We start from the raw sequence: 15,792 nt of genomic DNA, 5'->3' as shown, positions 1-15,792 counted from the left end.
ACGCAGGGGCGGAAAGGGTGTTGGCTGTTCGATAAGGTGGCCGCATCTCTACCACAGGACCGCGCCGGGCGCAAAGCACTCAGGAGGTGAAACACAGACGGCGCGCTGGGTGGCTGCGTTTTTTGGCAGCTCCGGGGAGAACTGCACCCTCAACATCCCTGCAACCATGCGTAAGTTTATGTGGCTGCCTTTGCGCCCCTGTGATATTTTACCTATATCGATGGAATCGCGAAGCAACCAGCCTGGAAAGAGGGTGTGGAATGGTGCGGAGATTCTCCCGATTGCTGCCGGCGTGCCTGTGGGCGGTGCTTTGTTTCTGGCTGTACCCGTTGCCTGCCCTTGCGCAGCAGGATGTTTCCGACGGCAACGCCACCGGCCCTGCGCTCCCTCTGCGCGTGGCCATTGAGGCGGACTATTCGCCCTTCACGGTCATCGGTCCCGAAGGGCAGCCGTATGGACTGCTCGTGGATTTGTGGAATCTGTGGTCCGAATATTCCAACCGCCCCATCGTTTTTGTGCCGGGTTCCTGGGAACAGGGGCTTCTCAAGCTGCGCAATGGCAGTGTGGATGTGCACTCCGGCGTCTTTGAGAATCAGGAGCGGGCGCAGTGGATGGCCTTTTCCAGTCCTCTCGGGCTGGTGCGCACGGGGCTCTTTGTCCGGTCAGGCAGTGAAACACCGAAGGATCTTGCGCAATTACAGGGCAAGCGCGTGGCCGTGATGGCCGGTACGTACCACGAACGGCATCTGCGGGAAGAGTATCCGGGCATAACGGTAGTTTCCAGACCGGCGCTCAAGGGCGTGGTGCGGGCCTTGCTCTCCGGGGAGGCCGACGCCCTGCTGGGAGAATCCGCCCCTGTTGAGCAGGAGCTCTCCCGCCTTGGGGTGCAAGGGGCAGTGGCGCATTCCACCGAAGCGCTGTTCACGAATGTGCTCAAGGCCGCGGTGTTACGGGAGCAGGATTCCCTGCTCAAGGAAATCAACGCCGGTCTGGCCGCCATCCCCGTGGAACGCCTGGCCGCCGCGGAGCAGGCCTGGCTGTTCAATCGCGAGGACAGGTTCTTTGCCTCCCAGCTGCTGCCGGCACGGGATGCCCTTGCCGGGACAGCGCCACAGGCGGCGGTGGCCCTCTCGGAGGCGGAGCGGGCCTGGATTGACGCGCATCCAGGCATACGGGTGGCCGTGATGGACGCTTGGCCTCCGCTGGATTTCATGGGACCCAGTGGCGAACCCGCGGGCGTGGGCGTGGATATCATGAAGCTCCTGGCCTCCCGGGCGGGGCTCACCGTGCATATTGAGGCCGGCCCGTTCAAGGAGAATCTGGAACGGGTGGGGGACAAGACCCTCGACGTGCTCATGGACGTCACCCCCAAGCCGGACCGCATGGAATACGTGCACTTCACGGCACCATATCTGGTCATCCCGCATGTCATCGTTGGCCGGGAGGGGGGGCCGATCTTCACGTCCGAGGAAAGTCTGCGCGGAAAGGTTGTAGCCTTGGAGCGCGGATTTTTCAGCGTGGCCTATTTCAGAAATAACTATCCGGACGTGAAGGTGATGGAATTGCCGGATACGGCCGCCTGTCTTGCGGCGGTTTCCCGCGGCGAAGCCGATGCCTATGTGGGCAACCGCGCCGTGGCCACGTATCTTATCACACAACAGTTGTTGACGAATCTCAAGTCCATGGGCCGGGTGGATCACCCCGGTTCCGTCCTGGCCATTGGCGTGCGCAAGGACTGGCCGGAACTGGCGGCCATTCTGGACAAGACCCTGGCCTCCCTGAGCCCGGCAGACATGGCCGGTGTGCTCCAGCGCTGGGCCGGCGAACCCGGGGACGGCCCCCAGGTACGGCTCACGGCGGAGGAGCGGACGTTCATTGCTGCCAATCCCGTGCTGCGTGTGGCTGCCACCAAGGATTGGCCGCCGTTTGAGTATCAGGATCCTTCCGGACGGTATGCGGGCATTTCCGCGGACGTGTTCCGGCTGGTGGCCCGGCGTCTGGGGCTTAATGCGGAATTCACCGTGGAAAGCTGGCCTGTGCTGCAGCAGAAGCTTGAACAGGGGGAAGTGGATGTTGTGCCCGGCATGAGCCCGACGCCCGAGCGCGAGGCGCAGTTTTTGTTCAGCACTCCATACCTCTCCTCGCTGATCGGGATCTGGGTGCCGGAGGCCAATGCGCGGGTGCACGGTCTGGCCGACCTCAAAGGCAAGAAAGTGGCCGTGGAAGAAGGATATTTCATGGCAGAGGTGCTGACCAGGGAGCATCCTGATATTGTGCAGCAGGTGGTGCCGTCCTCGCTGGAAGCCATCAAGGCCGTGGCCATCGGCAAGGCCGATGCCTATCTTGGTCCGCACGCCGTGGCGGCGTATCTGATTGATCGATACATGATTCGGGGGGTGAAACTCGCCGGGTATCTGGATCAGACACCGTTGCAGCTGGCCTTTGGCGTGCGCAAGGAGTTGCCCCTGCTGCGGGATATCCTGCAAAAGGGGCTGGAATCCATTCCGGATCAGGAAATCCGCCATATTCAGGATCTCTATACGGGCAAGGAGGGGGACTATCAGGAAGAATTCCGCCTCACCGAGATGGAACGCAGCTGGCTGGCCGAGCACCCGCAGATACGCCTGGGCGTGGACCCGGCCTGGTTGCCGTTCGAGGCCCTGGGCGCCACGGGCGAGTACATGGGGGTGGTCTCGGAATACGTGCACTGGGTGAGCGAAAGGCTGAATGCGACCATGGCGCCAGAGCCGGGCCTGAGCTGGACGGAGGTGATCCGCAAGGCCAGGGATGGAGAGCTGGACGTGCTCCCCGGGCTGACCCGCACCCCCCAGCGTGAGCAATTCCTGCGATTTACCCAGCCGTACCTGAGCATGCCCATGATTCTGGTCACCAAGGAGCAGGCGCCCTTCATCGCCGGGCTGGAGGATCTGGCCGGCCGGCGGGTGGCGGTGGTGGAAGGTTACGCCACGCATGAGCTGCTGGAGACGAGTTATCCGGCCATTGCCGTGCAGCCGTACAAGACACTAGCCCTCTGCCTGCAGGCTGTGGCGGCGGGGGAGGTGGACGCGGCGTTCGATAATCTGGGCTCGGTCACCTACACCATTCGTTCCAATAATCTATCCGGCCTGAAAGTTGCGGCCACCACGCCGGAACGGTTCGAGCTCTCCTTTGGCGTGCGCAAGGACTGGCCGGAGCTGGTGACCATTCTGGACAAAGTGCTTTCGGCCATTCCCCGGCAGACGCGCCAGTCGTTCTATGATCGCTGGGTCAATGTGCACATCCAGTCCGAGGTGGACTGGGGCGCGGTCTGGCGGGTGGGGTTGTACGTGGCCGGGGTGGCCCTGTTCATCCTTGGCGGTACACTATGGTGGAACCGCAAGCTGGCCGCGGAGATTGCCGAGCGCAAACGCGTGGAGGAAATTGTCCGCGTGGTGCGGGAGGAACTGCAGCAGATTTTTGATAATGCCCAGGTGGGCATCCTGTACCTGCGGGGCGGGGAGGTCGTGTACCGCTGCAACTCCAGGCTGGCGGAGATTCTGGGGTACGATTCTCCCAAGGATCTCGTGGGCCTGACCATGAAGGATCTGCATCCGGACATGGCGCGTTACCCAGCCTTCATCGCCCACTGTTGTTCCGAACTGGGGCATGGTAAGCTGGTGCAGACCGAGTATCAGCTCCTGCGCAAGGATGGCTCCCTCGTCTGGTGTTCCCTCTCCTGCAAGGCCCTGGACACGGTGTGTCCTTCGGACCTGGACAAGGGCGTGATCTGGGTAATCGACGACATCTCCAAGCGCAAAGCCACGGAGCAGGCCATTCAGGATCAGCTCATGTTCCAGGTGGCCCTTATAGATACCATCCCCAATCCCATTTTCATCAAGGATACGGAAGCGCGCTTCATCGGCTGCAACAAGGCCTATGAGGACGCCTTTGGCGTCACCAGGGAATTCATGCTCGGCAAGACCGTGCTGGATCTGGAATACCTGCCCATGCAGGACCGCCAGAACTACCATGCGGAAGACACCCGGCTCATCATTGATGGCGGCGTCCGGCATCATGAGTTTCCCCTGGTGTATGCCGACGGCCTGCCACACCATACCTTGTATTGGGTGGCCAGTTTTGATCTGTCCGATGGCCGGCGCGGCGGCATTATCGGCGTCATCGTGGACATTTCCGAGCTCAAGGAAGCCCAGGAGCAAGCCGAGGAAGCCACCCGGGCCAAGAGCGATTTTCTGGCCCGCATGAGCCACGAGATCCGCACCCCCATGAACGCCATCATTGGCATGAGCCACCTGGCCCTGCATACGGATCTTTCCCCAAAACAGCACGATTACGTCTCCAAAATCCGCACGGCGGCCCTCAATCTGCTGGGCATCATCAACGATATTCTGGACTTCTCCAAAATCGAAGCCGGCAAGATGGATCTGGAGCGCGTCCCCTTTCAGCTGGATGAGGTGCTGGACAACCTCGGCACCGTGGTTTCCATCAAGGCCGAGGAAAAGAATCTGGAACTCCTCTTCAAACGCCAGCCGGAAGCGCCTGCCGCCCTCATCGGCGACCCCCTGCGCCTGGGACAGGTGCTCATCAATCTGACCAATAACGCCATCAAATTCACCGAGGCAGGTGAAGTGGTCGTGACCGTTGACGTGGAAGAAGAGGGCGAGGGCAGCGTGATGTTGCGCTTTGCCGTCTCCGATACCGGCATTGGCCTCACCCCCGAACAGCAAGGCCGGCTCTTCCAGTCCTTCTCCCAGGCCGATGGCTCCACCACCCGCAAATACGGCGGCACCGGCCTGGGCCTGGCCATCTGCAAGCGGCTGGTGGAGATGATGGGAGGCCGCATCTGGGTGGAAAGCACGCCAGGGCAGGGCAGCTCCTTCCTGTTTACGGCCCGGTTTGGACTGGCCGAGGCCGCCTTGCGCAAAAACCTGATGCCTGCGGTGGATCTTCGCGGCCTCAGAGCCCTGGTGGTGGACGACAACCCCGCCGCCCGCGAGATCATGACCCAGACTCTGGAGAGCATGACCTTTGTCGTCAGCACGGCTGCCGATGGCATTGCCGGGTTGGCCTTGCTCGATGAAGCCGCGGCAGCTGGCGCGCCCTTTGATCTGGTGCTCCTGGATTGGAAAATGCCCGGCCTGGACGGCGTGGAAACGGCCAGACGGCTGTCGGAGAATCCCCGGCTGGAAACCATGCCCAAAATACTGATGGTCACGGCCTATGGGCGGGAGGAAGTCCGCACCCAGGCGGAACAGGCTCATGTGGACGCTTTTCTCATCAAGCCGGTCAAACCCTCCCTGCTGTTCGATACCATCATGGAAGTCTTCGGGCGTACGCCGGAAGGGGAGCCCGCGGCACGCTCCGGCGCCTCGCCACTCGCGCAGGTCAAGGACATGGATGGCCTGGACAAGCTGGCCACCATCCGCGGTGCGCGGGTACTGCTTGCGGAAGATAATGAAATCAATCAGCAAATTGCCGTGGAAATGCTGGAGCAGGCCGGCATGGTGGCCGTGGTGGCGGCAGATGGACTGCAGGCCGTGCAGGCCATGCAGGCCGGCGCGTTCGATCTGGTACTCATGGATATTCAAATGCCTGAAATGGATGGTCTTTCCGCAACCCGTCGCTTGCGGGAACTGGGCGTGACCACACCCATCGTGGCCATGACCGCGCACGCCATGGCCGGCGACAAGGAAAAAAGCCTGGAAGCCGGCATGAACGACCACATCACCAAACCCATCAACCCGGATGAGTTGTTGCAGACCTTGCTGCGCTGGATTCCACCGGGGGAACGTGCCTTCCCCAGCGGCTACACCCCGGCCTCCACCCTGCGCGATCAGGCCTTGCAGGACGATGGCCTGCCCCTTGACGGTACGCCGGGGTTGAACATTCGCTCCGGGCTGGCCAAGGCTTCAGGCAATCGGACGCTGTATCGCAAACTGCTGCGTCAGTTCCGCGAAAAATACCCGTCCGCCCCGCAAGAAATCCGCAGCCTCCTGCAGGCTGGCAACACCGGCGATGCCGCCCGCGCAGCCCACACCCTCAAAAGCGTGGCTGGCAACCTCGGGGCCGAGGAGCTTTCCCGGGCCGCCAGTGCCCTGGAGCGTACCCTGAAGCGAGAAGCCGCTCCTGGGCTGGCGGCGGACGCCGAACCATTAATTGAAGCCCTGGATGCAGCCCTGGGCGTGGTCCTTGACTCGTTGGGACAACTGGTCCTCGACGAGGAGACTGGTCAGGGGCCGGCTGCTGTGGCGTTTGACGCGACCGAAGCCCTGCGCCTCCTGGATGAGGTGGCCTCCACCCTGGACACCAATCTCCCTCAGGCTGTGGCGGCAGGGGAGGCCTTGCGACCTCTGCTGGCAGAAGCGGGTAGCGAGGTGCAGGATGCCCTGCGCCGCATGTGGCGCGCCCTGGATGAATTTGAATCCGACGAAGCCGCGGCTGCCGTCAACACACTCAAAGAAATGCTGCAACCGCACTAAGCGGGCGGCCAGCACCGGGGAATGCCATGATCCGACACAAAATTCTTATTGTGGATGACACGGTCGAGAACATCCAGGTACTCATGGAAACCCTGAAGGACGATTACGCCATCGTGGCCGCCAAAAATGGGGAAAAAGCCCTGACCCTGGCCCTGGCCGAGCCTCGGCCGGATCTCGTCCTGCTTGATGTGATGATGCCCGGCATGGACGGCTACGAGGTATGCGCCCGCCTGAAGCAGGATGCCCGCACCAAGGCCATTCCCGTGCTCTTCATCACTGCCCTGAGCGAAGAGGAGGATGAAGCCAAAGGCCTGGCCCTTGGCGCGGTGGATTATATCACCAAACCCTTTCGCCCCGGGCTCGTCAAAGCCAGGGTTCACAACCAGCTCGAACTCAAGCGCCACCGGGACCACCTGGAAGAGCTGGTGGAGGAGCGCACCCGGGAACTGGCCCTGACCAAGGAAGTGACCATCGAAAGTCTGGCCACCCTGGCCGAATGTCGGGACCCGGAAACCGGCGGGCACATCAAGCGCACGCAAAACTACGTCCGCCTGCTGGCCGAGGCCGTGGAGAATCATCCCCGCTTTGGCCCGGCTTTGAACAAGGACATCATCCACCTCATGTACATTTCCGCCCCGCTGCACGATGTGGGGAAAGTCGGCGTGCCGGATGCCATTCTGCTCAAGCCCGGCAAGCTTACTCCCGAGGAAATGACCACGATGAAACTGCATACCCGGTACGGCCGCGATACCCTGGCCAAGGCCGAAGACCGCCTGGGCGGGAACTCGTTTTTGCAATGCGCCAAGGAAATCGCCTATGGACACCACGAAAAGTGGGACGGCAGCGGCTACCCCGAGGGCTTGGCCGGAGAAGCCATCCCCCTTTCCGCCCGTCTCATGGCCGTGGCGGACGTATACGATGCCCTCATCAGCCGCCGGGTGTACAAGCCACCCTTTCCGCACGCCCAGGCCATTGACATCATTCAGGAAGGCCGCGCCACTCATTTCGATCCCGACTTGGTGGATGCCTTCCTGGCCATTCAGGACGACTTCCGCAAGACAGCCCTTGAGTTTGCGGACTACGAAGAAGAGCGCGTGCTGCTCTCCCGCCCCGCGTGACCCTGTCGCCTGGAGTTGGGCGGGACTGTAAAATCCATCGACAATTTGTTGGAAAGGTTTCCAGTTTTTCAGGGACTCAGGTTGTTTTTTTGCAGGTTAACTCTTGAGATAAAAGAAAATAATTTTTGGCCCCGCTTTTGCTTAAGAAGAGGCATCTTCTTGAACTCAATGCTGGAGGTCGATATGTCCCGCCTTACCACAAGCTTCCTGACGGCACTTCTGCTGATCTCCCTGACAGCCGGCCAGGCCTTCGCCGCGGCCTCTCTGCCGGGGAATGACAGTGTCTCACTGTACTTTTTCAACTGGGAACAGGTCTACCGGACCGACACTACAGCAACAGGGCAGTATGCAGTCGGTGACATTGTGTACGGCCTGCTGAATATGGATTCTGTCGGGAGCTCCATTTCCGGACAAATTTCTGGAGCATTTTTGCTGGAAGTTACGGAAATTAAGGATTCCGGCGAGGTTGTGTACGGTGCAGTGAGTGATGCTTCGTCTTTGATCGGGCTTGACACCATTGCTACTGGGATTTCAGCTGTGCTGGCAGACCTGTTCTTCTCTGATGGCGCTACTGGCAACAATGATGTCATGATACTGTTTGACGGAAGCTCCTTGAGCAAGCCTTTCTCTGGTCAGGCTGGCGCCATGGAAGCCTTTACGGATGGCACCCATTTTCTCACCTACTCCATGCTGGGGGACGACTACTGGTATGGTACAGGGACTATTGATGCCACGACAAACGGCTTCCTTTCTTACTACGGTCTGAGCATTACCTCGTACCTCGGCTCCACGGTCGACCCCGATTTCTTCACCTTGCTGGACAGCCCTTACGATACCGTGGGGACCCTGCATGAGATGGTGGGGTACACGGCTCTGTTCCTTTCGGACAAGTACAAAGGTAATCCCAACGGAGAAACGAATGTGCTTTCCGAATTGTTCCCCTACCTTAGCCGCGACCCGCAGCTTCTGGCCACGCCTGAGCCCGGCACCCTGGCCCTGCTTGGCAGCGGCATGCTGGCCCTCTTCGCCGCCCGCCGCCGCCGCCGCAATCAGGCCGCGTAACGCAGACGCAGGCTGAAAGAGACGGAAGACTTTTCAGACGGCCTCCAGACGCTTCCGACCAATCACCACGCGCCCTGCCGGCAAACCGGCAGGGCGCGTGTCGTTTTGAGTGCCGCAACACTGTGCAGCTCTCGGCTGAGGAAGAAAGTGTCAGAGTGGATCAGTCAGGCCGGGGCGTGGTCAGGACGCGTCTGGCTGATTGCTCAGGGTCTGCTGCACGGTGTGGATTTCCTGGCGCAAGGCTTCCAGTTCGTCTTGCAGGGCTGTGGCGGCCAGGGACACAGCCTCCCAGGAAGCCTGTCCCTTGGCCAGGGTTTCCAGGGTCCGGCCCAGCTGGCTGCCCCGAACCCCGCCGACCGTGCCGGCCACGGACTTGATAGTATGCCCCAGCCTGGCCAGGGTTGTCCGGTCCTGCGTGTCGAGGGCGGCGTCCAGGCCGGCATGCAATGCGCGCGCGTGGTCCAGAAAGCGGGAGCAGGCGTATTGCAGGAACTCTGCCTGGTTGCCCAGATTGGCCCGAAGCAACTCCATGTCGAACCTGGGCAGCGCAAGGGCTGGCGCGGGGGACGGCTCGGGAATATCCGCCGGGGCTGCCTGGTCGGTGGGGCGAGGTGATGCTTCGGGACTGGAGGCGGCCGAAGGGGTGGACTGCGGGCTCTGGGAGAAAAGGCCCTGGGCCTGACTGCTGCGCAAAATGGTGTGCAGCTCCTGCAATCGAAACGGTTTTGCCAAAAATCCCATCATGCCGAGGGCTTCGCATTTGGCAGGCACATCTTCCTGTCCATGGGCGCTCAGGGCGATGATGGGCAGGCTGGCAATGCGGGGATTGGCATGCGCCCGGATGCGGCGGGTGGCTTCGAAGCCATCGCAGCGCGGCATTTGCAGATCCATCAGCACCAGATCCGGGAGAAAGGCCGAGAGAAGCTCCAGCGCCTCAAGCCCGTCTCTGGCGCAGCGCACCACATGGCCTTCAAGCTCGGTCATGGCCACGATCATGTCCCGGTTGAAATCATTATCCTCCACCAGCAGGATGACCATGGGCGCAATGGGGGGGGGATATTCTGGCACATCGGACGCGGGCAATGGTTCCGGCCAGCGGGCACGCCGCAGGGGGATGGTGAAGTGGAAGACACTGCCCCGGCCGGGCGTGCTCTTGACCCAGATGCTTCCGCCCATGAGTTCCACAAGATTCTTGCTGATGGTCAGCCCCAGCCCGGTGCCTTCATACCTGCGGTTTTCCGCGCCTTCCACCTGGACAAAACGCTGGAAGATGCGGTGCACGTCGCGCTCGTGGATGCCGATGCCGCTGTCGGTTACGGCAAAATGCACCCAGAGCTGTCGCGGTTCTGTCGTCTCAGCGCCGGCCACGTCTTCGGAGAAGATCTCCTCCACCTCGTCCGCGTTCACCTCAATGCCCACGGCACCGTGGTTGGTGAATTTGATGGCATTGCTGACCAGATTGAACAGGATTTGGCGCAACCGCAAGGGTGCGCCGAGGAGGCAGTCCGGGAGCGAGGCGTCAATGGTGAAATGAAAGCCGATCTGCTTTTGTGCTGCCTTGAGGATGAACGTCTCCTTGATTTCGCTGAGGAGCGCGGCCAGGCTGAACGGTTCCTGCTCGATGCCAAGCATGCCCGCTTCCAGCTTGGAAATATCCAGCAGATCCTTGATGAGATTATCCAGCATGGCTGCGGCGGAGAGGAGCAGGTTGACGTGCAGGCGCTGGGAGGCATTGAGGGAGCCCTTGCCCAGCAGATCGGCAAACCCGACGATGGCGCTGAGGGGCGTGCGCAGTTCATGACTGATGTTGGTCAGAAACTCATTCTTCATCCGGATGCTGAGTTCCATGGCCTGCCGGGCTTCGTCCAGATAGGACTCCAGCCGCCGCAGCTCACTGTCATCGCGCCCGATGCATAATACGGCCGGGGTGTTGTTGATGCACAGCCGGCTGACGCGCAACCCCATGGGCAGGGTGCGGCCGTCCTGGACCCGGAATTCCGTGTCCAGACTCTGAAAGGCTTCCGTGGTGGCAACTGCGGCCAGGTAGATTGCCATATCCTGAGCCAGGAACTGGCCCATGGACAGTTCCCCTGCCTGCTGTCTGGGCACGCCCAGAATTCTTGAGGCCGCCTGATTCATGCGCAGGATGTCCCCATCCAGGTCATGGATGATGACCGGCTCCGCAGCATGCTCGAAAATGGCCTCGAACTGGCCGCGCGCGTCCTGCTCCCATTGTGCTGCCGGGCCGGGGCCGAGGGGCGCCAGGGCCAGAAGCGCAGCCGTCTCCACCTGGTCGGTGGTGGGGAGCAGCGGGAGCACATTCCACTGGGTGGCGCCGCCGGCCGCAGGCAGGATGACATATTCCGGCTGTTCGGAACGCAGGCAGCGTGTAATGGCGCCGTGCAACTGTTTGAAGCTTGCGGCAGGAAGGTGTTGCTGCAGGGGGCTGCCGAGCAGCGGCGCAGGCGGGGTCTGGAGCGAGTCCGCCCAGCTGAGGGAACAGGCTTCAATGCACAGGGCATTGTTGACGAGGATTAAGTGGCGGACCTCCAAATCACCCGGCAAATCACCCGGCGAATCCTGAGGGGTGGGCGTTGAGGGAGTGGAAGGCGGGGGCGCCGGGGGCGGGAGATGCATTTCCGGCAGGCGCAGCCGTTCGGTATCCTGCTGCATTTCCTGGGTGAGAGACTGCAAGGATTCCAGAATCCTGCGGGCATCTCCGAACGAAAGCCCGGGAGTATCAGCAGCATCTGGCGCTGCCAGCACATCCAGCTCGGAAGCCAGCTGTTGCAACAGGGCGTGTTGGTTGCTGAGGTGCAGGGCCTGCAGCCGCTGGGTGGCGCGGCAGCTTTGCAGCAGTTGCCGCAGCAAGGCGTTTTCCTGCGCCAGCTTTCCCTGCTGTGAACGCGGGGCGTCTGCAGCGTCGGTCATGACCAGTCCATGAGAAAACGTGCAGCCCTTTTGTTCCGCTATGGCAGCAGGGAACAGTGCGCGCGGGCCTGTTCTTCCAGGCCACTGCGGAGGGTAAGGTTATGCTTTTTGAGCAGCTGATACAGCCGCGCCCTGGAGACGCCGGAAACCTTGCAGGCTTTGTCCAGATCTGCGCCAATGTGCTGGAGCAGGCGTTCGAAATATTGCTTTTCGTAGGCGTCCACCACTTGCTGCCGGCCCCCTTTGAAGGTGGGGATTGTCTGAGGCGCCAGCAGGCAGGCAAAGGGAGTAGCCGGTGTCACCTCAACATCGCCTTCCTGCGAGGTGCGGTGCAAGGCATCCTTTTTGAGCTGGATGCGCAGGGAAACCGGCAGGTGAAACACCTCAAGCTGGCTTTCATCCGTGGCGAGTGTGAGGGCGCTGGTGATGGCATTGACCAATTCCCGCACATTCCCGGGCCAGCTGTAGGCAACAAGCGCGGCTTCGAAGGCCGGGGAGAAGGTTTTGGCTGGCAGGCCAAGTTCCTTGCAGGATTTGTCGGCCGTGTGCCGGGCCAAATGCAACACATCGGTACCGCGCTCCCGCAAAGGGGGCAGGGCGATGACGGCCGTGTTCAGCCGGTAATAAAGGTCGCGGCGGAATTCACCTGCTTCCACCATGGCCTGCAGATCGCGATTTGTGGCAGCTATCAACCTAAAATCGCTATGGATTTCCATTTTGGCGCCAATGGGGCGGAAGCGCTTTTCCTGCAGCACGCGTAGCAAGGATTTTTGGATGGAAAGATCCAGATCGCCGATTTCATCCAGAAAGAGGGTGCCCTTGTCCGCCTGTTTGATCAGCCCTTCCCGACTGTCCCGCGCATCAGTGAATGCGCCTTTCATGTGCCCAAAGAGCACACTTTCAGCCAATGATTCTGGAATGTTGGTGCAATCAACCACCACGAAATGTCTGTCCCCCCGGCTGCTGCACTCGTGCAGGGCGCGGGCAAAAAGCTCCTTGCCGGTGCCGGTTTCGCCGGTGATCAGGCAGGCGGCGGGGGTTGGGGCAATTCGGGCCAGGGTGGACAGGCAGATCTTGAGTTTGGGGCTCTCGCCAATAATAGAAAGACGGCCATTACCGCGGCCGTCTTCCACCAAATGGCGTTGCTTGGTGCGCTGGGTGAGCGCCTGGGTGCTCAGGCGGACAACTTCTTGCGAGGAAAACGGCTTGGGGATGTAGTCCCAGGCGCCGTGGGAAAGGGCGCGCTCCACATCCTCGGGATCGCCAGCACCGGTGACCACCACGATATGCGGCTCGCCTGGGGAAGCAAGGAGTGAATCCAATGCGGAAAGGCCATCCCCATCGGGCAGGACTACATCCAGAAAAACCAGATCGTATGCCGCTGCCGCAGCCATGCGCAAGCCTTCAGCCAATGAATGGGCTGTGTCGACTGCCATGTCATGATCAGAAAGCAGCCTGGCGACGAGATCGCTGAGGAATGCGTCGTCGTCAATAATCAAAACCCGCGACATATGCCCCCGCTAATCGCATTGTTTTGAATATGTTGCTGGTGGTTTCAGAAACTGGGATTCATGCCACTGAGGTATGGAGTGTCTGGTTGTATGAGAAATGTAAAATACGCTGATCAAAAAATAAGGCAATGGGGGGAAGACCCGCATTCAGACGCGAATGGAGGGGAAGAAGAACTGCACGGGCGGGGCACCGCAACCCGCGGCAGGGAAGGGATCAGAACGTTTTGGAGAGAAGCAGTTCCCAGGTATTGGTATCGTAGTGGTCGGAGTCTTCGGAGCCGGTGTTGTACTTCAGCTTGTAATTGGCCCCCAGCTTCATGTCCTGGGGCAGGGCATAGGTAAGGCCAAGGTTGCCGTAGATTGTTTGCCGGTCTGAGTCGCTGCTGTCTCGGTGCTGCAGCCGTGCGGAAGTGGCCAGGGCAAGGCGTTCGGTCAGGTCGTAGTTGAGGCCAAGCGAGATGCCATAGAGTTGGGAGGATTTTGTGTCCTCGCCCCCATAGGTGTCATACGAGATCTGGCCGGTGAGCTTGGTGCGGTCCCAATTTTTGGCAATGGTCAAGTAGGACTTGGTGTTGAGACTGGAAAGCGCTGTGGACGCGCTTTCGATAAAGTCCGCGTTGGAGCCGAGGGTGAAGGTGGTTCGGCCGAGCAGGTATTCCAGGCGGACGTCCCAATATGGCTGTAATTGCTGACCATTTTCGTCATATTCTGTCCAGATGCCGCCAGCCTTGGCGTTCAGGGACAAAGTGGAGGACATGGCCCAGGCCCAGCCGGCATAGCCCTTGACGCGGTGGAAGCCGTTGTTGTCAGACTGCTGTACCGTGCTCAGGGTCCCGAAAATCAGGTCAAAGGTGGGGGTGCACGCATGCGTCACTTCCGCCAGGAGGGAATGTGCCTGCTTGTTTATGAGCCCTTGGCCGTCATAGATTTGGTTTGTGTAGGAATATTGGAAGATTGGCGTGGTGCGGGAATGGGAGAATGGGGTGAATGCCAGGGAAGCGGTGAAGAGATTGGAGTTGACCTGGGAGGAGACGGAATCCGACTCTGACGTCTGGCCTTGTGAGGGATCGGCGAAGACGGACTTGAACTGATCGGACAGCCGCAGCGTCAGCAATTCAGGGAACAGCTGCAGTGCGCCATTCAGCAACGTGTCCGTGCGGTATTCCCGGTCGCGTGTGCCGAGGGCGTAATCGAGCACGGAAGTGTGGCTGGTGGCGGTAAAGCTGGTCCTGCTGCCGATGAAGGAAAAGCTGCTATCGATATTGAGGGACGTGATAAAATCCGCCTCATGGCGGGTGTTGTCATTGACGTTATCCGTGTATGTTTCCTTGAGCTGGACATCAAGCTTGCGTGTTGTTTCTGCAATGGCCGGCCGGATGCACTCCGGATGTGCCAGCAGGGCAAGCAAAATGGGCAGTACATGGAGCCAACGGATGCTCATGATTTGCCCCACAGAAGCCTTCGCCAGAAACCTGGCCGCCCTGATGGCCGGGGGGACTGATCAGGAAACAGGGTGCTGCGGAAAAAGTGCAGTTCCTGCTGCAGGAGATCAACAGAGTGCTGCAGTGCCCGCACTTGCTGTTGCAGTTCCTGGTGCCTGGCATTCCACTGTTCCTCTTGCATGGCAGGTGCCGGGGGCGGCAGGAGGGCTGCCTGCGCGGAAGCGGTTTCCTGCTGCAGGTGTTCCAGCCTTTCGAGCCGGGTTGTGAGTCTGGCCAGCGCATTCCCAAGCGCCTGTTGTTGTAGAGGGGGAGTTTGCGAATCCTGCTCCTGATGAGGCGAGGCAGGAGCAGGCAGGCTGGCCTCTGCGTCCGGGGCGGCGCTGGAGTGCGGCGCTGTCGGGGCGGTTGCTGCGGTGCCTGGCGGCGTGTTCCAGTATTGGGCTTCAAAGGACAAATCCTGGGCCACTGCATGCACGGCGGCCGGACCGATGGAGCGCGTGTCTGAGGCGTAGGCATCCAAAAAAAGAAAATCAAACAGGATGTTTATCAGCCGGGGAACACCGCGGGTGTATTGAAAGGCGGCCTGAAACAGGCCGGGTTCAAACCGGGCGGCGTTGCGATTGCCGGCCATTTCCAGTCGCCTGAGCACATAGGATTCCAGCTCTGCAGCCTGCAGCGGTTGCAGGTGGCAGGAGATCTGGATGCGCTGACGAAGCTGGCGGAGCTCCGGTCTGGCGAGCAGGGCGTTAAGTTCTGGCTGCCCCACCAGGATGATGCGCAGGAGCTTGTGCGTGTCGGTTTCGACATTGGAGAGCAGGCGAATCTCTTCCAGCAGCTCCGGAGTCAGGTTCTGGGCCTCGTCAATAATCAGGACACAGGGCCGGCGCATGGCGAAGCACTCAATAAAGTGCGCGTACAGTGCCTGCAACAGATCCGGCTTGTCTGCCTCATACTGCGCAATGCCGTAATCATCACAGATCATGCGCAGAAGTTGCAGTGAGTCTACCTTGGTATTGTAGATTTTGGCGATGGAGAATTCGGCCAGATGCTTGTTTTCAATTTCCCTGAGCAGCGTGGTCTTGCCGGTTCCGACCTCGCCCGTCAGCAGCATGAACCCGGTATGCTCCCGGAGACTGTAACTCAGGTAATTGAGGGCACGCTGGTGCAGCTTGCTGAGAAACAGAAAGCCGGGATTTGGCGTCAGATCGAATGGTCTTGCGGCAAGCTGGAAGAACGATTCGTACACTGCCCC

Annotated in this window: 7 protein-coding genes; 3 read left to right on the top strand and 4 right to left on the bottom strand. The window is 60.6% G+C overall.

Annotated features, from left to right (window positions below; all coding sequences use genetic code 11):
• Positions 1–260 precede the first annotated feature (260 nt).
• The 3 genes from ACYQ00_RS00485 (at position 261) to ACYQ00_RS00475 (ending at position 8,656) form a co-directional block, all read left to right on the top strand.
• Positions 261–6,476 (top strand): transporter substrate-binding domain-containing protein, encoded by a 6,216-nt coding sequence (locus tag ACYQ00_RS00485; protein WP_460030272.1) that lies wholly within the window; start codon positions 261–263, stop codon positions 6,474–6,476.
• Positions 6,477–6,502: 26 nt separating this feature from the next.
• Positions 6,503–7,594, top strand: coding sequence for a response regulator (locus ACYQ00_RS00480; protein WP_460030271.1), 1,092 nt, complete (start codon positions 6,503–6,505; stop codon positions 7,592–7,594).
• 183 nt (positions 7,595–7,777) lie between these two features.
• Positions 7,778–8,656, top strand: a complete 879-nt coding sequence (locus tag ACYQ00_RS00475) for a PEP-CTERM sorting domain-containing protein (protein ID WP_460030270.1) — start codon at positions 7,778–7,780, stop codon at positions 8,654–8,656.
• 180 nt (positions 8,657–8,836) lie between these two features.
• On the opposite strand, the gene ACYQ00_RS00470 is transcribed toward ACYQ00_RS00475, so the two are convergent.
• The 4 genes from ACYQ00_RS00470 to ACYQ00_RS00455 all read right to left on the bottom strand — a co-directional run bounded on the left by ACYQ00_RS00470 (position 8,837) and on the right by ACYQ00_RS00455 (position 15,786).
• Entirely contained in the window at positions 8,837–11,587 is a 2,751-nt protein-coding gene (locus tag ACYQ00_RS00470; RefSeq protein WP_460030269.1) for an ATP-binding protein, read from the bottom strand.
• Between the two features lie 38 nt (positions 11,588–11,625).
• A complete protein-coding gene (locus ACYQ00_RS00465; protein ID WP_460030268.1) occupies positions 11,626–13,098 on the bottom strand; it encodes a sigma-54-dependent transcriptional regulator in 1,473 nt (490 codons plus the stop codon).
• 214 nt (positions 13,099–13,312) lie between these two features.
• Complete coding sequence (locus ACYQ00_RS00460) at positions 13,313–14,539, bottom strand: hypothetical protein (RefSeq protein WP_460030267.1); 1,227 nt, start codon at positions 14,537–14,539, stop codon at positions 13,313–13,315.
• The gene (locus tag ACYQ00_RS00455) at positions 14,536–15,786 is read right to left on the bottom strand and encodes an XrtA/PEP-CTERM system-associated ATPase (protein ID WP_460030266.1); all 1,251 of its coding nucleotides are present in this window, start codon (positions 15,784–15,786) and stop codon (positions 14,536–14,538) included. The genes ACYQ00_RS00460 and ACYQ00_RS00455 overlap by 4 nt, the downstream gene beginning before the upstream one ends.
• Between the last annotated feature and the right edge of the window lie 6 nt (positions 15,787–15,792).

The sequence above is a fragment of the Megalodesulfovibrio paquesii genome, from assembly GCF_054653055.1.
This window is presented reverse-complemented; position numbering and strand designations above follow the sequence as displayed.